This is a genomic window from Cellvibrio fontiphilus (genome assembly GCF_042646205.1).
GTDB lineage: Bacteria > Pseudomonadota > Gammaproteobacteria > Pseudomonadales > Cellvibrionaceae > Cellvibrio > Cellvibrio fontiphilus_A.
The window spans coordinates 164,466-188,759 of sequence record NZ_JBHRTF010000006.1 but is presented as its reverse complement, the minus strand read 5'-3'; the positions used below and the strand labels follow the sequence as shown (position 1 = coordinate 188,759).

Annotated in this window: 25 protein-coding genes; 15 read left to right on the top strand and 10 right to left on the bottom strand. The window is 48.6% G+C overall.

Features of this window, described 5'->3' with window-relative positions; genetic code table 11:
- Positions 1-197 precede the first annotated feature (197 nt).
- From ACFODX_RS14620 to ACFODX_RS14610, 3 genes are read left to right on the top strand one after another with little or no spacing between them, the layout of a single operon-like run.
- The gene (locus ACFODX_RS14620; protein ID WP_378120459.1) at positions 198-1,841 is read left to right on the top strand and encodes a leucyl aminopeptidase; all 1,644 of its coding nucleotides are present in this window, start codon (positions 198-200) and stop codon (positions 1,839-1,841) included.
- Complete coding sequence (locus ACFODX_RS14615; RefSeq protein ID WP_378120457.1) at positions 1,838-2,257, top strand: DNA polymerase III subunit chi; 420 nt, start codon at positions 1,838-1,840, stop codon at positions 2,255-2,257. The genes ACFODX_RS14620 and ACFODX_RS14615 overlap by 4 nt, the downstream gene beginning before the upstream one ends.
- A 34-nt stretch (positions 2,258-2,291) precedes the next feature.
- Positions 2,292-2,837 (top strand): hypothetical protein, encoded by a 546-nt coding sequence (locus ACFODX_RS14610; protein WP_378120455.1) that lies wholly within the window; start codon positions 2,292-2,294, stop codon positions 2,835-2,837.
- Here the strand turns inward: ACFODX_RS14610 and ACFODX_RS14605 are convergent.
- Positions 2,834-4,036, bottom strand: a complete 1,203-nt coding sequence (locus ACFODX_RS14605) for a sugar efflux transporter (protein WP_378120453.1) — start codon at positions 4,034-4,036, stop codon at positions 2,834-2,836. The genes ACFODX_RS14610 and ACFODX_RS14605 overlap by 4 nt on opposite strands.
- A 148-nt stretch (positions 4,037-4,184) precedes the next feature.
- On the opposite strand from ACFODX_RS14605, the gene ACFODX_RS14600 reads away from it, so the two are divergent.
- Together ACFODX_RS14600 and ylqF are read left to right on the top strand one after the other, a co-directional pair.
- Positions 4,185-4,505 carry a hypothetical protein gene (locus ACFODX_RS14600; protein WP_378120451.1) on the top strand — a complete coding sequence of 107 codons (321 nt, stop codon included), beginning with the start codon at positions 4,185-4,187 and terminating at the stop codon, positions 4,503-4,505.
- 41 nt (positions 4,506-4,546) lie between these two features.
- Positions 4,547-5,485, top strand: a complete 939-nt coding sequence (gene ylqF, locus ACFODX_RS14595; protein ID WP_378120449.1) for a ribosome biogenesis GTPase YlqF — start codon at positions 4,547-4,549, stop codon at positions 5,483-5,485.
- Positions 5,486-5,524: 39 nt separating this feature from the next.
- Here ylqF and ACFODX_RS14590 read toward each other — a convergent pair whose 3' ends face one another.
- The 3 genes from ACFODX_RS14590 to ACFODX_RS14580 all read right to left on the bottom strand — a co-directional run bounded on the left by ACFODX_RS14590 (position 5,525) and on the right by ACFODX_RS14580 (position 8,036).
- Positions 5,525-6,481 (bottom strand): DUF4380 domain-containing protein, encoded by a 957-nt coding sequence (locus tag ACFODX_RS14590; protein WP_378120447.1) that lies wholly within the window; start codon positions 6,479-6,481, stop codon positions 5,525-5,527.
- A 136-nt stretch (positions 6,482-6,617) separates the two neighbouring features.
- On the bottom strand, positions 6,618-7,496 hold the full coding sequence (gene trxA, locus ACFODX_RS14585) for a thioredoxin (RefSeq protein ID WP_378120444.1): 879 nt from the start codon (positions 7,494-7,496) through the stop codon (positions 6,618-6,620).
- Between the two features lie 6 nt (positions 7,497-7,502).
- Positions 7,503-8,036 (bottom strand): YaeQ family protein, encoded by a 534-nt coding sequence (locus ACFODX_RS14580; protein ID WP_378120442.1) that lies wholly within the window; start codon positions 8,034-8,036, stop codon positions 7,503-7,505.
- 50 nt (positions 8,037-8,086) lie between these two features.
- Between ACFODX_RS14580 and ACFODX_RS14575 the strand changes: the two genes are divergently transcribed.
- Complete coding sequence (locus ACFODX_RS14575) at positions 8,087-8,944, top strand: RluA family pseudouridine synthase (RefSeq protein ID WP_378120440.1); 858 nt, start codon at positions 8,087-8,089, stop codon at positions 8,942-8,944.
- Here ACFODX_RS14575 and ACFODX_RS14570 read toward each other — a convergent pair whose 3' ends face one another.
- The 3 genes from ACFODX_RS14570 to ACFODX_RS14560 all read right to left on the bottom strand — a co-directional run bounded on the left by ACFODX_RS14570 (position 8,945) and on the right by ACFODX_RS14560 (position 13,073).
- Positions 8,945-10,762, bottom strand: a complete 1,818-nt coding sequence (locus tag ACFODX_RS14570; RefSeq protein WP_378120438.1) for a glycoside hydrolase family 9 protein — start codon at positions 10,760-10,762, stop codon at positions 8,945-8,947.
- Positions 10,763-10,953: 191 nt separating this feature from the next.
- The gene (hda, locus tag ACFODX_RS14565) at positions 10,954-11,667 is read right to left on the bottom strand and encodes a DnaA regulatory inactivator Hda (protein ID WP_378120436.1); all 714 of its coding nucleotides are present in this window, start codon (positions 11,665-11,667) and stop codon (positions 10,954-10,956) included.
- 2 nt (positions 11,668-11,669) lie between these two features.
- Positions 11,670-13,073: a DUF2066 domain-containing protein gene (locus ACFODX_RS14560; RefSeq protein ID WP_378120433.1), complete on the bottom strand. Its 1,404-nt coding sequence runs from the start codon at positions 13,071-13,073 to the stop codon at positions 11,670-11,672.
- Positions 13,074-14,144: 1,071 nt separating this feature from the next.
- Between ACFODX_RS14560 and ltrA the strand changes: the two genes are divergently transcribed.
- From ltrA to slyD, 5 genes are all read left to right on the top strand, one after another.
- The gene (gene ltrA, locus ACFODX_RS14555) at positions 14,145-15,881 is read left to right on the top strand and encodes a group II intron reverse transcriptase/maturase (RefSeq protein WP_378120431.1); all 1,737 of its coding nucleotides are present in this window, start codon (positions 14,145-14,147) and stop codon (positions 15,879-15,881) included.
- A 176-nt stretch (positions 15,882-16,057) separates the two neighbouring features.
- Complete coding sequence (gene purM / locus ACFODX_RS14550; RefSeq protein ID WP_378120429.1) at positions 16,058-17,113, top strand: phosphoribosylformylglycinamidine cyclo-ligase; 1,056 nt, start codon at positions 16,058-16,060, stop codon at positions 17,111-17,113.
- A gap of 3 nt (positions 17,114-17,116) precedes the next feature.
- On the top strand, positions 17,117-17,788 hold the full coding sequence (purN, locus tag ACFODX_RS14545; RefSeq protein ID WP_378120427.1) for a phosphoribosylglycinamide formyltransferase: 672 nt from the start codon (positions 17,117-17,119) through the stop codon (positions 17,786-17,788).
- An 11-nt stretch (positions 17,789-17,799) separates the two neighbouring features.
- On the top strand, positions 17,800-18,516 hold the full coding sequence (locus ACFODX_RS14540; protein WP_378120425.1) for a DUF3108 domain-containing protein: 717 nt from the start codon (positions 17,800-17,802) through the stop codon (positions 18,514-18,516).
- 37 nt (positions 18,517-18,553) lie between these two features.
- Positions 18,554-19,036, top strand: coding sequence for a peptidylprolyl isomerase (slyD, locus tag ACFODX_RS14535; RefSeq protein WP_378120423.1), 483 nt, complete (start codon positions 18,554-18,556; stop codon positions 19,034-19,036).
- A 77-nt stretch (positions 19,037-19,113) separates the two neighbouring features.
- Here slyD and ACFODX_RS14530 read toward each other — a convergent pair whose 3' ends face one another.
- The 3 genes from ACFODX_RS14530 to ACFODX_RS14520 form a co-directional block, all read right to left on the bottom strand.
- Entirely contained in the window at positions 19,114-19,299 is a 186-nt protein-coding gene (locus ACFODX_RS14530; protein ID WP_378120421.1) for a hypothetical protein, read from the bottom strand.
- 17 nt (positions 19,300-19,316) lie between these two features.
- On the bottom strand, positions 19,317-19,886 hold the full coding sequence (gene dcd, locus ACFODX_RS14525; protein WP_378120418.1) for a dCTP deaminase: 570 nt from the start codon (positions 19,884-19,886) through the stop codon (positions 19,317-19,319).
- 69 nt (positions 19,887-19,955) lie between these two features.
- Complete coding sequence (locus tag ACFODX_RS14520; protein WP_378120416.1) at positions 19,956-20,372, bottom strand: MerR family transcriptional regulator; 417 nt, start codon at positions 20,370-20,372, stop codon at positions 19,956-19,958.
- A gap of 265 nt (positions 20,373-20,637) precedes the next feature.
- Between ACFODX_RS14520 and ACFODX_RS14515 the strand changes: the two genes are divergently transcribed.
- The 4 genes from ACFODX_RS14515 (at position 20,638) to ACFODX_RS14500 (ending at position 24,237) form a co-directional block, all read left to right on the top strand.
- Positions 20,638-20,865: a 4-diphosphocytidyl-2C-methyl-D-erythritol kinase gene (locus tag ACFODX_RS14515; RefSeq protein WP_378120414.1), complete on the top strand. Its 228-nt coding sequence runs from the start codon at positions 20,638-20,640 to the stop codon at positions 20,863-20,865.
- 141 nt (positions 20,866-21,006) lie between these two features.
- On the top strand, positions 21,007-21,402 hold the full coding sequence (locus tag ACFODX_RS14510) for a GtrA family protein (protein WP_378120412.1): 396 nt from the start codon (positions 21,007-21,009) through the stop codon (positions 21,400-21,402).
- A 1-nt stretch (position 21,403) separates the two neighbouring features.
- Entirely contained in the window at positions 21,404-22,360 is a 957-nt protein-coding gene (locus tag ACFODX_RS14505; protein WP_378120410.1) for a glycosyltransferase family 2 protein, read from the top strand.
- A 29-nt stretch (positions 22,361-22,389) separates the two neighbouring features.
- Positions 22,390-24,237 carry an NPCBM/NEW2 domain-containing protein gene (locus tag ACFODX_RS14500; RefSeq protein ID WP_378120408.1) on the top strand — a complete coding sequence of 616 codons (1,848 nt, stop codon included), beginning with the start codon at positions 22,390-22,392 and terminating at the stop codon, positions 24,235-24,237.
- Positions 24,238-24,294: the final 57 nt, after the last annotated feature.

The window sequence follows — 24,294 nt, the reverse complement described above, 5'->3', positions numbered from 1 at the left end:
TCCTGTCGGTAAGCATGGCGTTGTGCATAACCTTGTCGTAGCAAGATTTCAGGCTAGTGACACAAACCTCTTTTCAAGGTTCCGCTGATGCCACATTTTGCCGCCATAAACGCTAAAAACTGTGGCATTATCACGCACAGCGCCCGATTTGTCTTGAGCGAATTATCAATTGCCCTAGCATCCATAAAGGACACCTTATGACCTCCGCTAAAAGTACCTCAAAGAAAAGTACCGCCAAAAAAACCGTCACTAAAAGTACTGAAAACACAGGTTCCAAAAGCCTGGGCAAAACTGCAAACCAGCAGGCAAAGACCAGCGCAAAAAATAACCTGATTCAATTCACTAGCAAAACCCTTGACCCTGTTACGCAAAACTCCGACTGCCTGGTTATTGGCTGCTACGAAGGCTTGAAACTAACCGCTGCCGGCAATGCAATTAATGCGGCCGATGCACAACAATTGGAAGCGCTGCTTAAACGTGAAAACTTTCAGGGAAAAGCCGGGCAAACCTTATTGCTGTTAAACCCGCAAGGTATTGCCGCTGAGCGCCTGTTGGTGCTGGGCTTGGGAGCGACAAAGGAAGGTGCGGTAACTGCAGATAACTTTCGCAAAGCCGTACAGAAAATCGCCGATGCTCTGCGTGCTACTCCCTGTAAAGATTTAACCTTAGATCTGAGTGATGTGGTCGTGCATCAACAATCGCAGTCCTGGCAAGCGCGTCAGGTAGCAGAACAGTTAAGCCTACTCGACTATCGCGCCGACAAACTCAAAAGCAAACCGGCAGAAGTAAGCCTTCAATTAAAAAAAGTTATCTTTGCTGCCAACAAAACCGAAGTTGCCGAGGCAAATAAAGGCCTGACATTAGGGCAAGCCATTGCCAAAGGCGTCAACCTGGCAAGGGAATTAGGGGATTTACCTGGCAACATTTGCACCCCCAGCTATCTCGCGGATCAAGCCAAAAAACTGGGGCGCAGCCATAACAAACTCACCGTTAATGTGCTGGAAGAAAAACAACTCAAGGAATTGGGTATGGGATCTTTCCTGTCAGTCGCCGCAGGTAGCGATCAACCGGCAAAGTTGATAGTGCTGGAATACAAGGGCGCAGGGCAAAAACAAGCTCCGGTCGCCCTGGTAGGCAAAGGCATTACCTTTGATACCGGCGGCATCAGTCTAAAACCGGGCGCAGCCATGGACGAAATGAAATATGACATGTGCGGCGCAGCCAGTGTGCTCGGCGCTTTCCAAACGCTGATAGACCTGGCACTGCCAATCAATGTGGTTGGTGTGATTGCGGCCACCGAAAACATGCCTAGCGGCGGCGCCACCAAACCCGGCGACATAGTGACCTCTATGTCTGGCCAAACCATCGAGATATTAAATACAGATGCCGAAGGCCGCTTGGTACTTTGCGATGCCCTCACCTACACCGAGCGTTTCAAACCCAAAGCAGTAATTGATATAGCCACCCTGACCGGCGCCTGTGTTATTGCCTTGGGCAACCATGCTACCGGCCTGTTCAGTAACAGCGACACACTAGCCAAAGCACTTCTGGCTGCCGGTGATGAAGCGGCAGACCGAGCCTGGCAAATGCCGTTGTGGGATGAGTACCAGAAGCAACTGGACAGCAATTTTGCCGATATGGCTAACATTGGTGGTCGCGAGGCTGGCAGTGTGACCGCGGCCTGTTTCCTGTCACGTTTTGCCAAAAAGTTTGACTGGGCACATTTGGATATCGCCGGCACAGCCTGGCGCTCTGGTGGAGCAAAAGGCGCAACGGGACGCCCGGTTCCGCTACTGGTGCAATTCCTGTTGAATCAAATTAACTCCAGCAAAACCAAATGACGCAGATTGATTTTTATGTACTGCCCGAAGCAACCAGCGAAGCCCGCTGGTTGTTTGCGTGCCGCCTGATCGACAAGGTACAGCGACTGGGCATGAGAACTCTGGTGGCGATGGATACAGAAGCAGAGGCCCGTCAGTTTGATCAACTGTTGTGGACGTTCAAACCGGAAAGTTTTGTACCACACCAGCTGATTAACGCCGGCAAACCAGCTCCGGTAGAAATTACCTTCAATGATCAAACTGGAGATCACCAGGGTTTATTGCTTAACTTGAGCAAAACCATACCTGCCTATTTCAGTCGCTTTGAGCGCCTGATTGAAGTGGTAATCCAGGAACCGCTGAGCCTGCAAACCAGCCGCGAAAGGTTCAGTTTTTATAAGCAGCGCGGCTACCCTATTGAAACTCGCAAGCTGTAATTTACCCGGCAGCAAGCATCAGGTAAAAAATATTATGGCCAATAGCAATAAAACCAAAGCCGAAATTTTACAAGAACTTGAATCTATCAAAGGCCTGCTTTTGGAAGAGGATGACATCCCTATCTTGCAGGCTATTGATCAGAGCTTTCAGGAAGAACCACCCGCCCCCTCGGCGACACAAGTTCATAACCCGTCTGTACTACCGGGCCAGACTTCCTTATTTGGTGACGAGCCAAACCAGGCGCGCCAACAGCCATTTATGCAGACAAAACCCCTGCAAACGCCCCAAAACATGGCTCGCCCACTTGCCAAAGCCAGCGGTGAAAACCCCTTTTTGCCACAACATATTCGCGAGCGATTGCACGGCAACAATCCGCCACCGTTATTTGAATATGAAACCGCCAAAAAAATACTGAACTCAACCAAACATATCGCACATAAAATCAACAAACCGCGACAAGCCTTGGTGGATGACGTACTCGGCAGCCTTATGCCATTAATAGAGCGCGAATTGCGGCATCGCCTGTTTGCGATGAGCGTGGAGGATTTGGAAAAATTGCTCAATGAGGATGAGGATTAGACCGGCGTTAATTCATCTGCCGATTTCACCTGAGCAAAGGCCCAAATTGCGATTAACACCAAAACAACATTTACCATAAACACCTGGTGATAACCAAAATAATCGGCCACCAGCCCCACCAATAAACTACTGAATAAATTGCCTAGATGGGTGGAGTTGGTATATAGCGCTGACGCACTCCCCGCACGCCCCGGCATAAGCGCCTGAATAACCGACACCCCCACGCCAGCCAACAAACCAATAAAAATCGCATTAAATAATTGCAGCAAAAATAGATGCCACAACTTAGTAGCAAGATACACCCCCACAAACAAACACAGCGCGGCAATACCGGCACAGCGAATAAGATTTAGCAGCCGAAAACGGCTGGCATAGTGCCCGGCAAGCAACATAAATGGTACTTCCAGTACCGCTGTAGTGCCCATTAACCACCCCATCCACTGAGCCTCAATCTGCAGATTATCTTTCAAATGAATCGGCAAGCTAATGAGATAGGCGTTATTCACGCCCCACAGCAGCGAAAAGGCCAATACACAAAACCACAATGACCGTTTTACCGCAGGTGTCAGAGGTGGGAGCATCAAACCTGCATCCCTGTTGCAGCCCTGCGCCGATTTTTTTTCAAGGCGCGGCAACAATTTAAAACTCAGGAGTGCCACCACCAAATACAACACTGAGGCAACAAAATAACTCAGCGTAAAACTGAAATAAGTCGCCAACAAAAAACCGGCGGGCGGGCCTGCTACCCAGGCAAACGCAATTTGGGCTCGCATAATCGCGTTAAAGAGCGGAATGCGTTCGGCGGGAATTTCTGCCTCGGCGTAATCCAGGCTGTAGGCCATAATCTGGGCAAAGGACACCATAGATAAACTGAATAGCAGGATTGCAGTCACTGCCACCAACCAATAATTGCGCGAGAGCGCAAAAATCACGCAGGCAAAAAATCCCAACACACAAAAACTGACCACCAACGGACGACGATCCGCAAGCCGGTCAGACCAGTGGCCTATCCAATGGTTGTAGACAATACTGGCGAGAGCGATTCCACCAAATACCAAGCCCACCAGCAGTGGACGCACGCCAATTTCCTTGGCCAGGAACAGGCTAAACGTCGGCAGAACCAAGGCACCAACAATACCGACGATAAAAAACAGCAGGTAAATTCCCAGAGCTGTCGGACGAAACAAGGGAGAGGACACAGGTATTACCCAAGGTTAAACAAGAAACCCCATAATAGCTGAAACCGGTTACCCCCCCTAGGCTGAGCAAGTGATTTACGACCTGACATCGGTGCTTTCTGTATAATCGCGCCAATCGCCCAAGGGCACTCGTCACTGAGGACAGAACATGCACTGCATCAGTATCCAAATTTCTCCCAAACACGCACGCGACTTTGATCGGGCCGCGTTTTTACAGCGTGTACGTGCCATTCGCTCACCAGAGGTGGATGCTATTGAAGAAAAGGGAAAATTGTTTTTAAGCTTCAATTTTTTTACCGAGTTTCCAGCCCAACTTTGGCAAGAATTGCAGCAAGCGCTTTACCTTGACGCCAGCTATGCCCCCAAAATCGCCCCAGTTTCCATCGCTATTTGCGAAGGCGAAACCGAAGACGATTGTTTACTACTGCATCACTTTAACGGCGACGAACCACTCGACCGTTTTGCTTGATCACCCAACATCAGCTCAATCCGCCCAGTACAGAGTTATTCATGTCGACAATTAATTGGTTCCCCGGCCATATGCACAAGGCCCGCAAGGAAATTGCGGAAGTAATGCCCCATGTAGATGTGGTGATAGAAGTTATCGATGCACGCATCCCCTTCTCCAGTGAGAACCCATTGGTGCCCAGCCTGCGTGGCGATACGCCGCTGATTAAACTGCTTAACAAGGCTGATCTGGCTGACCCTGCAATTACTGCACTCTGGGTAGAAAAAATGGAGCAGGAAAAGGGCGTAAAAGCCCTGCCCGTCAGCCAACAGCGGCCCGATCAAATTCGCAACCTGCTCAATGTGTGTACCTCACTGGTAAGCGAACGTCAGCGTGAGGTCCGCCCTGCGCGAGTGATGATTATGGGTATTCCTAACGTGGGTAAATCCACGATTATCAATACCCTTGCGGGACGCGTGATTGCCAAAACCGGCAATGAAGCGGGTGTGACCAAGGCACAGCAGAAAATCAAATTGGAACAGGGTATTTTGCTGACCGACACCCCCGGGTTCTTGTGGCCCAAATTATCGCCACCATCCTGTGGATACCGCTTGGCTATTACCGGCGCAATCAAAGACACTGTCTTTGACTACGCCGACATCGCCCTTTATGCCGCTGAATATTTACTCAAGGCCTACCCTGAAGCCTTGAAAAAACGTTACGGTTTGGATGAGCTGCCAGAAACTGATGTGGAGTTGCTGGACGCAATTGGTATCAAACGCGGCTGCACTCGCAAAGGTGGCGGTGTGGAAATCCAAAAAGTTGCTGCGATTTTGATTACTGAATTACGTGCAGGACTACTCGGCCCAATCAGCTGGGAAACACCAGCCATGACACAAGAGGAAGTACTGCGAGCAAAAGAGGAAGACGAGCGCAAAAAAATTGAAAAAGAAGAAGCAGATCGTATCCGCCGGTTGAAAACCCGTAAAAATCGCCGCTAAAGCCATTGCAGTAGTTCAAGCAGCTAGCTGCTTGAACTACTAGCGCGCTACAGACCCCAACAAACTACGCACGTAAGCGGCCAATGCCTGAGGTGTTGGATTCTCAGCTAAATCCTCAGGTAATTTTTTTACGTGCCAAACCACAACCCAATCCAGGTGTTCACCCGGCGCAAGCGTTTGGATGGATGCCTGCTGCTTCATTTCGATAAAGATATGCTCAACGTGGGCAAAAATTTCGATCTCACTTTCACCCTTGGCAGTGGTGCCTGCAGGGCTGTCGCTAAACTCTTTAACCAATAGATAGCCTTGATCCACATAAGCCATCCAGCCCTCTTTTCCGTCTTGCATCATCTTGTGATGATCGGTGCGAATTTTTTTGCGGTCGTAATCGAACCAGGTAAGTTCATCAACCGTTTGCACATCCAGAGAGTAAAAAAGGCCGCTGGAAATTTCACTATCCCCACTGGGAAAAAACAAACTGCCCGATGATGGCAAACGGGTTACCTCCAGCGGTGCAAGATTTTTAGACTCATTGCTGTGATTGGTAATGCGATACTCAATAAGGATTCGGTCATCACCATTGGGGCGGTAAGTTTTGGTGAATTGATAACCGGTACGTGGATCGATTTCACTCATCAAGACCACACGATCATCTTCAGTGGTCAGGCGATAAGGTTTGTTATCCAGAACATCGATTGGCGGCCAGCCCCAATCAGATTGAGGGCTAGACCAAAGTACGGTTCCCCAATCGGTGACCTTGTCCAGGTCCACAATAGGAACCAGTATTTCGTGACCAGCATACTTGAGGGAGGAAATACGCCCACCGACTTTGGGCATAATTTCCATACGCACCTTACCCTGCTTTATCAGCAGGCGGGAGCCATCCTGTGTGCAAAAGTGGGGTAAGTCTGCCGCCTCCTCGTTACCTTTGCCGCATCCGGTCATAGCCAATGTGGCCAGAACCAACGCTGCGATCAGGGAATAGCGTTTAATCATTGTCTATCGAAATCCTCTAGCAGTAGCGCAACTGCTACCAAGGTTTAAGCCGCTGGGGCAAGTATTTACAGTAAATTTACACTCGCCCCAGTGTACCCATTTTTTGCGATGGCAACCATTTTAGCGGCGGTAAAGCCTAGTAAAGCAAGGTAAATAATTTACGCTGGAACTCAATGGACAAGGGGTCGGCTTTGCCCAATGAGGCAATAATTGCGTTGAATGACTGGCGCGCCTCACCTTCCGCAAAGTTGCGATCCTTGCGCAAAATTTCCAGTAAATGCTCCAGCGCCAGCCGATGCTCTGCCTCTTGGTGGTACTGCAGCGCCAATTGCAAACGCAGTTGCATATCCTCCGGCGCGCGCGCATAAGCTTCTTCCAGCGCCGCTAATTCCGGTGTTTTTGCGGCTTGTTTTTTCAGCGACAACTGCGCCATGAGCTGCTGGTAAAACTGATCCTGATCCACCATTTTAATGCCGGCCAATACCGCCTCGGCATTATCAATGCGGTTTAATTCCAAATGACACTGGGCGATAAGCAAGGCTACTGCAGCAAGCTGGTTCGATTGTTCATACACCTGCCGCAATAATGGTAACGCCTCAGAATATTGGGACTGGCTGATGAGTTCCCGCGCCTGCTGAAGCGGTGCCTCCCAGGGTTTAGGCAAATGTTTACTCAGTAATTCGCGCACTTGCACTTCCGGTAAAGCGCCGGCAAAACCATCGATTGGCTGACCGTCTTTCATGACCATCACGGTAGGCAGGCTGCGCACCCCAAATTGCGAGCTAATCATCTGCAGATCATCAGCATTTACCTTGGCGAGCAAAAATGCGCCGGCGTATTCAGTGGCTAGTTTTTCCAGCACAGGCATTAAATTTTTACAGGGGCCACACCACTCAGCCCAAAAATCAATCACCACCGGGCGTTTGAAGGACTCATCAATCAGATACTGCTGGGCATTTTCCAGGCTAATATCGACCTGGGTTAATAAAGAATTAGATAAAGCCGCGTTAGTCATTGTTCTTTACTCCATCTCACGCACACTGACAGTAATATTTTCGCTCGCCGTAGATACATACGCTATGCCTTCGGTAATGGTGACACTGAGTTTCATGGTTTTATCCGCTAGAGCAGATAGCTGTTGTAACTCATCCGCCGCAAAATAATGAATGCTCACCTTAGCCAATGCACGAATTGCAGCGGCGTTGCTTTTCCACCAAATATCCATGCCGCGACCATAACTGAATACCCGCACAGCTTGCGCTTGGCTGCAGGCTTTTTTGAGTCGGTCCGGTGCTGGCTGCCCTACTTCGATCCATTGCAAAATGGTGCCGTTATCATGTTTTAACCAGAGATCCGGTTCGTCAACGGATGATAAGCCTTTGGTAAAAGTTAAATTTTCCGCAGCGCAATAACAAAAGGCTAGAATGCGCACCATCATGCGCTCCAGGGTTTCCGAAGGGTGTAATGCGACCGTCAGGTTATAATCGCCGTACACACCGCGATCCATATCCGCCAGGGTAATTGTCGCCTTATAAATAGTTGCCTTTTCTGCCACTGTTGATTCTCACTTAATCATTGAATTTTCATTTATTAAAAAGTTAACCCATGCCCGATACCTCGTTTGAAGCACCGCAAAAATTTGAATTAATTGTCACCCAAGCTGAACAAACAGCACTGGATTTATTAACCGAAGGTACCGGGCTTTCCAAACAGCGAATCAAAGATGCGATGAACAAGGGCGCAGTCTGGTGGACACTCAAAGGCAAAACCCTGCGCTTGCGCCGCGCGACCAAGGTTTTATACAAGGGGTCTCGCATTCAATTTTTTTACGATGAACAAGTACTGGCACGCAAACCGGAAATCGCCCGTTTAATTTACGATGCAGGCAACTACAGCATTTGGTTCAAACCGCCAGGTATGCTGTCGCAGGGATCACAATGGGGCGATCACTGTAGCATTTTACGGTGGGTAGAAGTGAATGGGCAATTTAGCCAAGGGCGGGAAAAGCGCGAGTGTTTTCTGGTGCACCGCTTGGATGGCGATGCCAGCGGGCTCATTATCCTCGCACACGACAGCCAAGCCGCAGCAAAATTATCCACGCTGTTTCAGGCGCGCGACATGCGTAAATCCTATCAAGCCTGGGCGGTGGGAGAATGGCTCATACCCATACAAGGCCTAACCATCGATGAAACGCTAGATGGCAAAACAGCCATCACCCATGTCAAAAAAATTCGTACAGAAAATAATAAAACGCTGGTTGATATCAACATCGACACAGGGCGCAAACACCAGATACGCCGACACCTTGCCAATCGCGGCCACCCAATTGTGGGTGACCGCGCTTACGGAACCAAGGCCAGTGTAGGTTTGCAATTACTGGCCTATCGCTTGGAATTTATTTGCCCCTTTAGTCAGCAAACTGTAGTAGCAGAGCTGCCTAAAGAGATGCAATTTAACTGCTAGTTATTCAGTCAGCGCTTGTAGTGCTGCCACCACATACACCAAGGGTGCGTTCCAGTTAATCGCAATTTCGTTACTTGCGTAACTGCAATAGTGGTCAAGATAGGACTTAGCTGGAATAGCTGATGGATAAGGCACCGGACAATCACTTTTATCCTGTTGCTGTGGTTGGGGACCGCCGGCGATAAACCCGGGGATAGGCGCCTCTATGCCATCGGCGCCCGAGGGACGATGATGCGGATGCAGGGTAGATTTGTGGCCAAAACCAGTTACAAAGGATGTATCCACCGCATTGCGACCCAATACATAATCAAGCGCTGACTGCGCCGCATCCAAATAATCGCGCTCACCCGGATTTAACTTATAAGCTTGCACCAGCATCATTGCCTGCCCCAATGCAACTGAATTGCTGCCCCAGATAAAATCGCCTGTCTGCATAGTGACGCGATAAGCGGAACCCGCCCATACCGAGCGCAATTGATTGGCCAGCCCTTGAATGCGCCCAAGAATCAACGTCTGATCTGCTACTGCACTGAGGCCGGCACGATGGTGAGCCAATGAGATCCAACCCAAGCTGCGCACATCACCCCAGGAGGGCACTGTCGCACTGGTATTAGCGGCGTTGGCTGCCTGATAGTAGCTATCGTTTTGGGTGGCTATGTAAAGTTCGGCCGCCGCCCAAAAAAACTCATCGCCCAGATTGCGGTCGCCATATTCACCCGTTTTGATATCCGCAGGTTGCTGGTAAACAACCGCAGGGTTGGCCTGTGCCCACTGCCAAGCTGATTCAGCAGCTGCCAGCATGCGCGCAGACAAGCCCGGCAGTTCGTTCTCATAAGCTGCAAATATCCGGCTAGCAGTAGCCATTACCGCTGCAAAATCCAGTGCTGCCGCCGTCGTTTTTTGCACCAGATAACGCTCACTGATGGCTTGATGCGGCATTACCTCACCATCAAAATTTTTATTGGTGAGCTTGTGATAAACACCTCCATCTGCGGGATCTTGCATGCTTAGCATCCACTCCAGATTCCACAGGGCTTCATTTAATAGATCGGGGATGTTGTCACCGCTTTCAGGAATATTCAGGCGCTGTGCGGCGAACAAATCGGGAAAATGCTCGTAAGCGGCCAGCAGTGAATAAGTCGATATGCCGGAGTTAACAATATATTTGTTGTAGTCGCCTGCGTCGTACCAACCTTTGGGGCTGCTAACAACCGTACCCTCTGGTCGCTCTGCTGTGGCTGCAGAGGCATGGATCAACACTCGCGTATCGGGGTGCCCCAGTGGGCGCGCATAAACACCTGCATGCTGGGGCAATAACTCAGCGCTGCTGCGATTGAAATAAAAGGCTTTAATACTCGCCGCCGTTAGCGCTTCATATACATCCTCCGCAATATCAAACGCCGCTGAATCAGCCAAGCCGTCTACCCGCAACTTATAAGTGCCGGGGGTTTTAACGCTGGAAAAATCTGCCAGTTTTACTTTTTCGTCGGCTTCCGCCCAAGTTGCTGCCGCCGTTAAATCGCCATTAAAAACCACAGTACCACTGGCCGAATCAACCAGTGCAAAACCTGTGGCAGCCACATCAGGTATCAGCGCCCATTTAGCTGAACCGGGCAAAAAACCTAATTGGTTGAGTTTGATCTGCTGCGCTGTCGCACTGGCACTACTACTGCTCGCAGCAAGCGCGGAGGAAGCTGTTTTTGCCGAGCTTGCCGATTCGCCTTGATCGCTACCACCACCGGTGCAGCCCGGCAGTAAAACAAACAAGCCGAGCAGCATAAGTACAGGCATCACTGGGTTCGATGTCATTAAAGTCATTCATTTTTCTCCGTTATCCGGCAAGGAGGGCTTGCCGTTGTCGTCGCTATTGCTGTTATCTTTTTTGTTTATCGGTGAATAAAACCGGGGCAAAACTATCAAGACTGCGACAGCATTACGCCCCGCTTTGCGCTAAAAACCCAAAGTGGTGATTCAGTGCAAGCGGAGTCTGGAGATGAAGCGGAGGGAGATCAAATCGCTAATATTTTCTTTACAAAAGGAATAGTAAGTTTACGTTGCTCAGCCAAAGAGGCGTGATCGAGGCGCTGCAACTGCCAGAACAATTCATTTGTGTCGCGCGGCAAACGCTGAATGATGTACTGGGCAACCTCATCACCCAGTTCCAACCCACGAGCACGGGCGCGCAACTGCAGAGCTTGCTGCTTATCTTCATCATTCAAACTTTGCACTTGATAAGTCAGCCCCCACTGCAGCCGGGAACGCAAGTCTTCAAGGCCAAGGGCCAGCTCACGCGGGCTTTGTTCAGCCGCCACTAATAACCGCTTGCCAGCATCGCGCAAACGATTGTAGAGGTTAAAAATGGCTAACTCCCAGTCAGACCGCCCGGCTATCGTGGGAAGACAGTCCAGGCATACAAAATCCACTGCATCCAAACCGACAAACAGCTCATCGGGTGCATAACCAGCTAAATCGCGCAAAGGTAAATACTGTACCGAAAAACCAAGGCGCTGCGCCTCATGACAAGCGGCCTGCAGCAGATGAGTTAAACCACAGCCGGGCGCCCCCCACAGGTAGACAAACAAATCACCCGCGCCATTGAGCTGCTGACGCAGCCCCTGCAACACCATGGCGTTATGGGTACCCGCGGGGGCATAAAAGTTTTCAAATGTGGCGTCATCATTCAGGTTGACGCCAAGGGATAATTGCTGTGGCAAGTTAACCATGATTACTTCTGCCAAACATAAACCAGGGGATCCTGCAGACTACCGGCAGGGACTACCGCTGTTACACTGGCGTCAGAGGTCTGGTCATCCGCAGCAACTTCAGCTGCACCGCCATTAGCCATCTGCTCGCTAGCAAGTGCACGTTCAAAGTCCGCCATGGCCTCAGCATCTATACCCTCAGGCAATGGCGCCTCACCCTCAGTTGATGACGCTTCGTTCCCGGCTGACACCTGCGGCACAACCGAAGCCACATTCTCCTGCACCAAATTCAACCGACGCCCAAGCGCTAAGGTGTTCATCAATAAACGAACATCAGCTTCTGTGGTTAAGCGCACAACCACAGACTCCGCTGTTACTGAAACAATTTCCATTCGCTGCACCATAGCAAGCCCTTGAAGATAGGCCTGAGCCTGCTTGAAGGCAGCAAAACTCTTAATATTGCCAATCCGCAACACAATAGGCTGCGCCCCTTGGCTGCTGGGCATTATGGCGTACTGATTAGCGAAATAATCTGCCGCCTGCTCAATAGCGTTATTGAACAAGCCCTTCACTTCAGGTGTTTCGTCTTTCTGGGTTGTTTGATTATCACCATGAATCAACAACCACTCCGCCAACCAAGGGCCCTGACTCGGCTCAACTGGCAGTTCGGTCGCCGCACTTGTATTTTCTTGCGGCACACCGGGCGCCTCAATATCAGTAGCAGCAATCTCAGTCGCTAGTGGATCAACAATCACCGCGGGAGGTATGGGGCCCATGCTGGAAGGGGTATAGCGGCCAATCAAGATCGCATCAGCCTTGTAACGAACAGACGCTGCCTTTATTTTCTCCAGATTCAAATCCCACAGATCACCGGCGGAAAGTAGCATTTCTTCCGTTTGATCATGCTTGGGAAATACCAATGGCAAACCACGATAACTTGCAGCACTGTTGAGCGCCTGCATATCAATTACTTCAGGCACCACACTCAAGCCACGCTGATCCTTGGATACTAACCAGACCAATAACTTGGGGCGCTGGGCTGGCCAAATAGGTAATTGGGCATCTTTTAACAGTTTGCCAATCGCCTGGGGTTCGTAATCCAACTGCAATGCCAGTGCAGTAAAACTGCGAGTGCCCTCGATGAGCTTTTCGCTGGATGATTTGTAGCTAAAACCAAACAGATAGTTTTGTGCATTTGGCACTGCGGCACGAATAACAGGGTTATCCAGCGCATCGCGTTGCCCTGAAACACGCACAATCAACTCACCAAAAGTCGCACGCGCTGCGGCATTGCGTTCAGATTCGGACTGCGATTTCACCAGCGCCTGGGCGCGGTAAATATCCACCTGTTGCGCGGCATGAAGATGGGCGGCAAGACCGAAACATTGCACAAATAAAAGAAGACTAACTGCTAATGGTAGGCGCACCAGATTAACCCCTGAAAATGGCCACAAAATAGAAAGGTCTGCATTGTAACAGGCTTAAACCAGCCAACGGCAAGCAAAACCAACCCCCGAATAACTTTCAAGGCTAAAGCGCTTTGCACTGCAAGGTGCTGGATAAGCTGTTAGAATGGCGGCCTTTGTGCGACACGAGAGTGTCTCCTTTGAAATGCTACCCACAGGTCTGCGGAGTTTTACTCTTAGGTAGCGAGGCGAAAGCCTGACCTTATCTTAGATACACCACCCCTGCGGGATTCCATTCCGCAAGGGATTGGACTCTCCCGCATACAAACGAGAGAGGTATCCACAAGAGCTTGCTGTTAACCAACAGTCCTTGCTCACATCAATCAAAGGGGCATTAATGCTCCGTTTCGTAATGCTTGGCTCCAGACTATCGGGGTATCAAGCCTGACATGTGTCTGTCAGTTCACTAGATCGACATGCGTCGGAGGCCAACTCCTGCGTGTGAAGCTCGATTGACAATGTCCCTACCAGCTTGCTGGTACTAAATCTTGGTAACAAGGTTGGTTCAAGCCCGAATTGCACGGGTTTGAAGAGGCTAGTGACAGTACCTGCATGGCTAACTTATGTGAATCATCGACTGAACCCTCGTCACCATTGATGAGCCTACGGCAATTATCGGCTCTAGCCAAACGGCACCGCAGTTGGTCTGCACAGTAAAGGTATGTGTAGCGACACCACACAACTTGCCGGGGGAAAGATGAAGCCTAAACAGGGAATCGGTGCGAAACGGGGAACGTGGCAATCCCGACCACTCGCCAACGGCCAGAACATCGGTACAGGCAGGCAACTCGCAAGGGGTGCTGATGGGTGTGGGGAATGGGAGGATGTAAGAAGCGAATGACTCCTTGTAATGAGGGGTATAGCGGTTGAAATATTACCGACTGGGGCAACCCTGGCTGACGTACATCTGGTTTACACGCGCGTGAACTTTTGCTGATTTCAATCTATTAACTCACCTGAAGGGTAGACACTGCCCTTCGGGGGAGTAGTCCGCCTGACGGGTAGTTATTTCTATCCATTCAGGAGGACTGTATGAATCTACCATCGGAAACGATGCACGCTGCGTCCTCTGGTGGGGCGACAGGCTGGCACCAGATTGACTGGGAAAAGGCTTATCGCTCCGTTCGGAAGACGCAATTGAAGATCGCGCAGGCGACTAAGGCCGGTGATTGGCGAAGGGTTTTTCGACTTCAACGATTACTCGCTCACTCGTTTTACGGGCGCTGTATGGCCGTCAAGCGGGTAACAGAGAACCGGGGTCGCAAGACACCGGGCGTGGATGGTGAAACATGGAGTACGCCCACCGCCAAATGGAATGCCGTGAAGCGTTTATCACACAAGCGGGGCTATCAACCAAGACCGCTAAAACGGGTATGGATACCCAAACCCGGCAAGCAGGAAAAGCGTCCACTAGGCATCCCGACGATGTTGGATCGGGCAATGCAGGCGCTCTACTTGCAAGGATTGGAGCCTGTTGTAGAAAGCACCAGCGACCTGAAAAGTTATGGCTTCCGGCCTGACCGATCAACCGCTGATGCGATGGTGGAACTCTTTCACTTACTGGCGCCCGCTGTGGCACCGGTATGGATTCTGGAGGGGGACATCAAGGGCTTCTTTGACAATATTAACCACGAGTGGCTATGCCGTAATGTTCCCATGAACAAATCGGTGTTAAACAAATGGTTAAAAGCCGGTGTGATCGACAAGCACCAGTTTGCAGAAACGAAGGCAGGAACACCGCAGGGTGGCATTATTTCGCCCTGTTTGGCTAACGCCACACTGAACGGATTGGAAAACCAACTAAAAGCATATTTTGTGCAAACGGTTGGGCTGACCAAATCCAAAAAGCTTGGGTTACAGGTGGTGAGGTATGCGGATGATTTTGTGATTACAGCCTTCTCGAAAGAGCTGCTGGAAAACGAAGTGAAACCTTGGGTAGAGGAATTCTTGTCGGTACGAGGGGTTCAGCTATCACAGGAGAAAACGCGCATTACTCACATCAACACCGGCTTTGATTTTCTGGGATGGAATTTCAGAAAATATGTGCCCAAGTCGCCGTATCGAAAGGCCAAGCTGTTTATCAAACCATCCAAGAAAAATGCGCAAGCGTTTTACCAAAAGGTGGCAGCGATTATTAAAAACAGCGGCGCACTAACGCAGGAAGCGTTAATTGGCCAATTGAACCCGGTGTTGCGGGGATGGGCGGAGTACCATTCTCCAGTGGTGGCAAAGCAAACCTTCAGCAAGCTGGAGCATCTAATCTTCTGGCGAATCTGGCGGTGGGCAAAACACCGGCACCCTAATAAGTCCACTGAGTGGATTCGGAAGCGATACTTCAAATCCATTGGTGAACGAAAATGGGTGTTTGCGCTAGCGCATAAATTGCAATCAGGAGACGTAAGGTATCGCCGACTCTACGGGTTAGCGAGCACCCCAATCGTGCGCCATAAGCGTCTACCAACGGACTACCATCCGTATGACGCGGAGCACGAGGAAAAATGGGAAGCACTAAGAATCCAGCGGATGCGGCATAAACTGCGCTACCGCAAAGAAGTCTGGTCAATTTTCGCCAGACAACTGGGTTTGTGTGCTTACTGTGGTGGCGGAATATCAATGCAAAGTGGCTGGCATGATCATCACATCGTAAGACGTGTTGACGGCGGGTCTGATCGCAAAGATAACCGTGCATTGCTTCATCCTAACTGTCACGCTTTGGTTCATAGCCGAGGTTGCCCAGAAAAATTGCGATATAGCGGCTTGGAGGCGTAGAATCCGCACCTTTGTAACGTGTAACGTCGCCGGTCAGATTTTCTGACTTGCTGTAAGCTTGAGCCGTGTGCGATGAAAGTCGCACGCACGGTTCTTAGGGGGGAATGGGGCAGTAATGCCCTGTTCCTACCCGACTTTTAAATCACTCCAATTGCAAGAGCTGTGAGCCACTTCATATGAGCCAAAACCAAACCCCTACTCCATCCCTTAGCTACAAAGACGCTGGTGTTGATATCGAAGCCGGCGATGCACTGGTCGAGCGCATCAAAAGTGTCGCCAAACGTACCCGTCGTCCTGAAGTGATGGCCGGTCTGGGCGGTTTTGCCTCTCTCGTAGAAATTCCAGCGGGTTATCGCCAACCTATTCTGGTGTCCGGTACTGATGGCGTTGGCACCAAACTGCGCTTGGCAATGAACCTCAACAAACATGACACCATAGGAATCGATTTGGTTGCCATGTGTGTAAATGATTTGGTAGTCACTGGCGCCGAGCCACTGTTTTTCCTGGATTATTACGCAACCGGCAAGCTGAATGTCGATGTTGCCGCTTCGGTTGTTGCTGGTATTGGCGATGGCTGCGAACTTGCCGGCTGCGCTTTGGTGGGCGGCGAAACCGCGGAAATGCCCGGCATGTACGAAGGTGAAGATTATGATTTGGCCGGCTTCTGTACCGGAGTAGTGGAAAAATCCGAAATTATTGATGGCAGCAAAGTGCAAGTGGGCGACACCCTTATCGCGCTTACCTCAAGCGGCCCTCACTCCAATGGTTATTCGCTGATCCGCAAAATCATCGAGGTTACCAACGCCGATCTGACGCAGGACTGTGGCGGCCGTCCACTGGGGGATGCGCTCATGGAGCCAACCCGTATTTACGTTAAATCGGTACTGAAACTGATCAAAGAATCACAAGTGAACGCCATGGCACACATCACTGGTGGCGGGCTCACAGAAAATATCCCCCGTGTATTACCTGAAGGCACCAAAGCAGTTATCGACACCAAAAGCTGGGCTTTCCCACCGGTGTTCCAATGGCTGCAACAAGGCGGCAACGTGGATATGCGCGAAATGTACCGCACCTTTAACTGCGGCGTGGGCATGGTTATCGCTATACCTGCTAGTGAGAAAGACAATGCCTTGGCTATTTTGCGCAACGCTGGCGAAAACGCTTTTGTGATTGGTCATATTGCGGCTGCAAGCGCGGAAGAACACCAAGTGGATTTACAAGGCCTCTGATACATGTCCACCATTCACCCAAGCCCGCTGCGAGTTGTTGTACTTATTTCCGGCAGCGGCAGCAATCTACAAGCACTCATAGATGGCATGAAAAGCGGCGATTTGCCCATCGAAATTGCCGCTGTTATCAGTAATCGCCCCGATGTGTTTGGCCTGACGCGCGCGCAAGAGGCAGGCATCCATACCCAAGTATTGGATCACAAAAACTTCGATAGCCGCGAAAGCTTCGATGCTGAACTCATTCAGACAATTGATAATTACACGCCAGGCCTTGTTGTGCTTGCGGGCTTCATGCGCATCCTTACGCCGGAATTTACCCAGCATTATTTGGGGCGAATGCTTAATATCCACCCGTCACTGTTGCCCAAATTTCAGGGCCTACACACTCATCAACGTGCGCTGGATGCGGGCGAAAGCCACCACGGTGTAACTGTACATTTTGTTACCGCAGAATTGGACGGTGGCCCTGCCGTAGTTCAAGCGCGAGTCCCCATATTTACTGGTGATGATGCCAGCACTTTGGCAAAAAGAGTTCAACGTCAAGAGCACGTCATTTATCCCCTTGCAGTAAAGTGGTTTGCTCTGGGTAAATTGACCATGCAGGAAGGTCACGCAGTGCTAAATGGTGAACTTTTACCGGCCACGGGTTATCAAATTGAAGCCAACGAGCCATAAAAGGATCCCCTATGTTTCGCTTTAGAGTTGTTTTGTTAACTGCCAGCCTACTGATAGGCACTACGACCGCGTGGGCCGCAGAAGCGCCCAAAACGTTCGATAATGAATACAGAGCCAAACTCTATGGCTTTAACATTACCGTGACCAATAGACTCACTAAAACCCAAGATGGGAAATACGATTTATTGTTCAAAGCTGACTCAATGATCGGGAGCATTACCGAGCAGAGTCACATGCAATGGAATCAAACACAACAAACCATTACTCCCCTGACTTACACCTATGCTCGCCGCGGACTAGGCAAAGATCGCGACGCTAAATTAACCTTTGACTGGCCAACGAAAACCGTCACCAATAACGTACAAAAAACCAGCTGGGAGATGGATATCGCTCAAAAAGTTCAAGATAAATTGAGCTACCAGTTACAGATGCAGCAGGATTTGATCAATGGGCACAAAGACTTTGAATACCAAATAGCCGACGGTGGTCGCCTAAAAAAATATAAATTCACCACGGTGGGCGAAGAGCTATTGGAAACCCCCCTGGGCAAAGTAAACACCGTGAAAATAAAACGCAGCCGGGAAGACAATGACCGTGTCACCTACGCCTGGCTAGCCAAAGACTGGAATTATTTGCTGGTTCGCTTGCAACAAGAGGAAAAGGGAGACGTTTATACCATCTACATTCACAAGGCGACGTTAGATGGAAAAGTAATTTCCAACTTCTAATACATTAATCGATTTAACTTAACCATAAAGGCTCATTATGAACATCTCAGAAAATTGCGTTGCAAGCTTCCACTACACCCTGACTGATGGCTCAGGCAAAGTACTCGACTCGTCCGAAGGCCAGGAGCCGCTGTCATACCTGCATGGTGCTGGCAACATTATTCCGGGCCTTGAAGATGCATTGGAAGGCAAAAAAGTAGGCGATAAACTTAATGTTGCTGTTAAAGCTGCCGAAGCCTACGGCTTGCGCGACGATAGCTTGGTGCAACAGTTGCCATCCAACATGTTCTCAGGCATCGATAAAATTGAAGTTGGAATGGAGTTTCATGCAGAAACTGAACAAGGTCTACAAGTTGTGACCGTCACCCAGGTTGAAGGCGACCAAGTCACTATCGATGGGAACCACCCTTTGGCAGGCGTAGACTTAACGTTTGATGTTGAAATCACCGATATTCGTGCAGCGACTGAAGAAGAGCTAAACCACGGCCACGCCCATGGCGCAGGCGGTCATCACCACTAAGAAATCGATAGGCATACAAGCCACAAAAACAACAAAGGCTCCACTCAGGAGCCTTTGTTGTTTTTGTATGATGCGATTTATTTCAATTCAACTTTTTGCTCGCCACAGCGAGCGCACTTATAAACAGTCACCAACTTTCCCTGCTTAACATCAAACCGCTTTTCCTTCACGACCTGCCATTTATGAAAACCACTTCGACACAAAGTCTTGCCCTTATGTTTATCGACAGGGCTAGGTTTTTTAAATGGGATAATATCGCCCATAACAGCACCACAGAAAGTTAAGTGCGCGGGAGCGTAACACCACGCTGCCCCTGATACTTACCACCCCGATCACGATAGGATGTTTCACAAACCTCATCTGTTTCAAAAAACAGCATTTGCGCGACGCCTTCATTAGCATAAATTTTTGCGGGCAGCGGCGTGGTATTGGAGAACTCCAGCGTAACGTGCCCTTCCCATTCAGGCTCCAAGGGAGTGACATTTACGATGATGCCGCAGCGCGCATAAGTAGATTTACCCAGACACACGGTCAAAATACTGCGAGGAATACGGAAGTATTCAACAGTCCTCGCCAAGGCAAATGAGTTTGGCGGGATGATACAGACATCACTTTTTATATCGACGAAACTTTTTTCATCAAAATTTTTGGGGTCTACAACCGTTGAGTGAACATTGGTAAAAATCTTGAATTCATCAGCGCAGCGAACATCGTAACCGTAGCTAGATGTGCCATAGGAAATGATACGCTGGCCGCCAGCGTCCTGACGAATTTGACCCGGCTCAAACGGTTCAATCATACCCTGCTGCTCTGCCATACGGCGCATCCACTTGTCAGATTTGATGCTCATAGCTTCCCCTATTGCAATTTGTTAAATGGCGCGCATCATAGCCCTTTTAGCATCGAAAAACATCCGAGGCTATGAATTCACAAGCCTGAAAGGCATGCCTGCTAACTGCCCCATTGGAGGTAAATCACTATTGTCGCCAGTCTCTCGAATGCACTCCTCCATCATAGATTCGATACTACTGCGCATAGTTTCAAGAGCAATCAGCTGCTGCTCAAGCTGCTGCAAATAAGTACTTAATAATTGCGCCACTCCCTGATTGCGCCGCATTGGGTCGGAATAAAGTGCCAATAACTCCCTGCACTCTTCCAGTCCGAATCCAACAGCCCTGGCCCGCTGAATAAACCGCAACCGCTCCACATCATCAAGGGAATATGATCTGTAACCATTGGACAGCTGGCGCGCAGGCACCACCAAGCCAAGCTGTTCATAAAAGCGAATGGTTTTGCTCGGCAAACCCGAAGCCTGCGACACCTGACCTATATTCATCTCTCAACCTTTTTTTCCGCTGACCAAACCTTACATTAAAGGAAAGGTTTGAGCATCAAAATTTTATTTCTACGATCTGATTGACCGCTGAATCACATACTTTTTAGTCAAATTTTATGATTAAAAACTATTGTCAGCACCCAATAAATTTTATTTATTTATAAAAATCAAAAACTTACAATTAAATATTGACAAAGTAATTTAATAAACCAAAATAAACTCAACAACCGATCTAAATCCCCTCAAGAAAACATGAGAAGCAGCAATGGAATACCTCGACATTAATCATGCCGAATGGCCAAAAATGTGGGATGAACTTGCCAGCTATGGATTGAATGCTGGAGACCCCTTGTGCGTGAATGAAGGTCATTGCTGGGAATACATGGGGTCAAGCGCACACCATCACCACCTGCGCCACAGCTGTCATCCACTAACCAACAAAACCGAGTACGTTTATATTGAACGTGCTGGCGCAGCTTTACGTTGGGCATGATATTCAACGCCGCTGAACAAGCGTGACCTTTGCCACGCTCGCTGGATTTACCATCCTATCTACTGCAAAAATATGTTAAGGTTTGGCCGCATTAAAACAGCGACACACCATTAACCCTAAAACTACAAACCAACAATAACAATGAAACGCTTCGCCCTATTTGTTGGCATTGGCGGGATATCCAGCCTAATCCAATTCCTACTATTAATAGTCTTTGTTGAATCGAAACTCTTGTCGGAAGTCACAGGCTCCGCTGCAGGATATTTGCTGTCATCATTTTTTAATTATTGGGCAAATTACCGTTTCACGTTTAACAGCAAACGCCGGCACCGGGAAGCATTTCCCAGATTCGTTGTAGCGGTTGGTATTGGCCTGTTATGCAACACTTCATTATTTGCAATTTTCTTATGGCTCTTCGACAACTTCTTACCCATCCCTTGGGTAGAGAACTATCTAGTCGCTCAGTTCATCGCAACCGGACTAACGGTCTTTATTAATTTTGCGGTTCAAAAATTCTGGATATATAGGAATCATTAACATGGCTAGCCACACTCCCTCTCTCGCCGTTGTCATCCCCTGCTACAACGAAGAAGAAATGCTCCCCAAGACTTTAGCCACTATGCTTTCTCTGCGAGAGGGGATGATAAGCCGAGGAAAAATAAGCGCCGATTCTAAAATTTATTTGGTGGACGATGGCAGTAAAGATAGAACATGGGAAATTCTCGCTCGTGAAGCCACAGCGAATTCGGCATTAGTTGCGGTAAAACTCTCGCGCAACAAAGGGCACCAAAATGCGCTGTATGCCGGATTATGCGCGACAACCGAAGACATTACTGTAAGCATCGACGCTGATTTACAAGATGACCCAAAAAACATTGAAGCTATGGTGGATGAATACCTGAAAGGTAACGATGTAGTTTATGGTGTACGTTCAGCGCGTAACACCGATACATTTTTCAAACGTTTTACCGCTGAAGGTTACTACCATTTAATGAAAAAAATGGGCGTTGATTTAGTATTCAATCATGCTGATTTTCGCCTACTGTCACGCCGTGCGTTGGAGTCACTAAAAGAATATGATGAATCCAATCTTTTTTTACGCGGTATAGTACGTGAAGTAGGTTACCCCTCATCTGTAGTGGAATATGAGCGCCAAGCTCGTGAAGCCGGCGAAAGCAAATATCCACTTAAAAAAATGTTGTCATTTGCATGGAAAGGCATTACTGCATTTTCTACTGCCCCACTGCGCATGATCACTGTTCTAGGGCTTGTCTCCGGCTTTGCTTCTTTTTCGCTCATTGCCTGGGTGTTAGCGATACGCTTTTTTACTGATAACGCAACTCCTGGTTGGGCATCGGTATTATTACCTTTGCTGTTTATTGGAAGCGTTCAGCTTTTATGCTTGGGCGTTATCGGGGAATATCTCTCAAAAATTTACGAAGAAGTCAAAAGACGCCCTAAATTTCACATCAGTGAAATAGTAAAAAAGGATTAATTTCAACGCTCTCTAAATAGAAACTATTTATGAATGCTCAAGAATCAAAATTGGCGCCCCGCACCATTAGACCTTTGAATGGATTCTTACCAATATCACACCATGTCACTATGCCTAATAGCGTGCTACAGGGCTACTTGATGTTAGTGGTGACTATAAATTTTGCCTTCTTATTTTTGAAAGGATACAGCCAAGATTTGGGTTACTGGCAAGACTGGGTAAGGCAACTTTCTACCGGTGGCTACGATGGCTTTAATGGCAACTACCCTCCTGTTTATATTCATTGGCTTTTTCTAGTTGGAAAGTTTTACAACCTCACCGCAATACCGCTTGAGCACAATGATTTACTAAAATTTCTCACGCAACTCCCTGTAGTAGCATCTCATTGTTCGCTAACAGTCATTATTTTTCGTCAGTTGCAGAAAGCAAGAGCTAATCCTCTCGCACAACAAATGGTCATGATTCTTACCGTATTTAATCCCGCCATTTTGGTAAACGGCCCCATTTGGGGGCAGATAGACCTAGTTCCTGCCGTCATGGTCTACTGCAGCCTGGTCGCTGCCAGCAGCTGGCGCTACGCATATCTTGCAATCCCCTTGTTTGCATTAGCATTACTCACAAAGTTCCAAAGCATTGCTTTTGCCCCTGTATTTGGTTTTTTATTTTTTACTAAAATTCGCCAACATATTATTGGCATTCTGATTTCGCTCGCACTGGGAGTGTTAATTTTTTTACCATCAATTATTGCAGGTCACTTTTGGCAATCTGTCCGCCAAGCGTATATAGACACTTTAGGACAGTACCCGATGACAACCTTCAATGCGGCAAATATATGGATTCTACTCACGGGCAATACAGTACCCGATAATGTGATTCTTTTTGGTGTACAGGGCGACACCATTTGGGCGCGCATATTTATGGCTAAGCATTTCGGAATGTTATTATTCTCATGCGTATCACTTTTAGTGTTTGCTCATGGCATTTATTTTCTAATAAAAAATAAAATCTATATCGCCAGCAACCAACTCCTCAGCTACTCACTGTTCTCTGCCAGCATTTGTGCGCTCGCTTTTTTTGCACTCCTGCCTGCAATGCATGAACGCTATCTTTTCCCCGCTGCGATAATGGCACTGGGGTTCTGCGCCTCGGCTCGTCAGAAAATATTCTATCCCGCACTGATAAGCATGGCCTGTGCGTTAAATATGCTCATCATTCTAGAAATCAATGGCTCGGACATCTGGGTAGGCTTATCCTGGTTAACCCTTGGCCTATTGATTGTAGCGCTCATAGATCAGCTATCTAACCACCAATTTCTTTCCAAAGCAGCACGAGGCTTAAAACATCTTTACCGGATTCCGCTGTTCGGACTTTGGTTTTTCATATTAGCCAGCAGTGTAATGTTGCTGTATTTTTTTGACCGCTATCACCTACATCAAATACAACTCAGTGAACAACAAGTTTTATTAACAGATTTGCCACTTAACTATGCGCGCCAGGATCATGGGGCCATGGCAATTAATCGAAGCTTTGACGGCAATAAGTTATCTATTGCAAACCGTCGATACGCTCAGGGAATTGGCACTCATTCGAGATCAGACATTCAATATCAACTACCTGAAAGTGCAAAAACTTTTAGCTTCAAAGCAGCACTTGATGATGAAGTTGGAACCGCTGATGTTAAGTTTTCGGTGTGGGGCGATGGAAAACTACTATGGGAATCACCCGCGATATACGGTTATGAGCGCAACATCCCTACTCAATACATAGATGTTACTGGTATCAAGCTATTAAATCTTAAAGTTGATCCCTTAAAAGATGACAAATGGGATCACGCCAATTGGGTGAATACAATAATTGAGTTAGAAGCTAAGCAATAACAGTAAATCTTGCCAGCAGATAAGCAGGCGACCAACAAATAACGACGACATAAACAA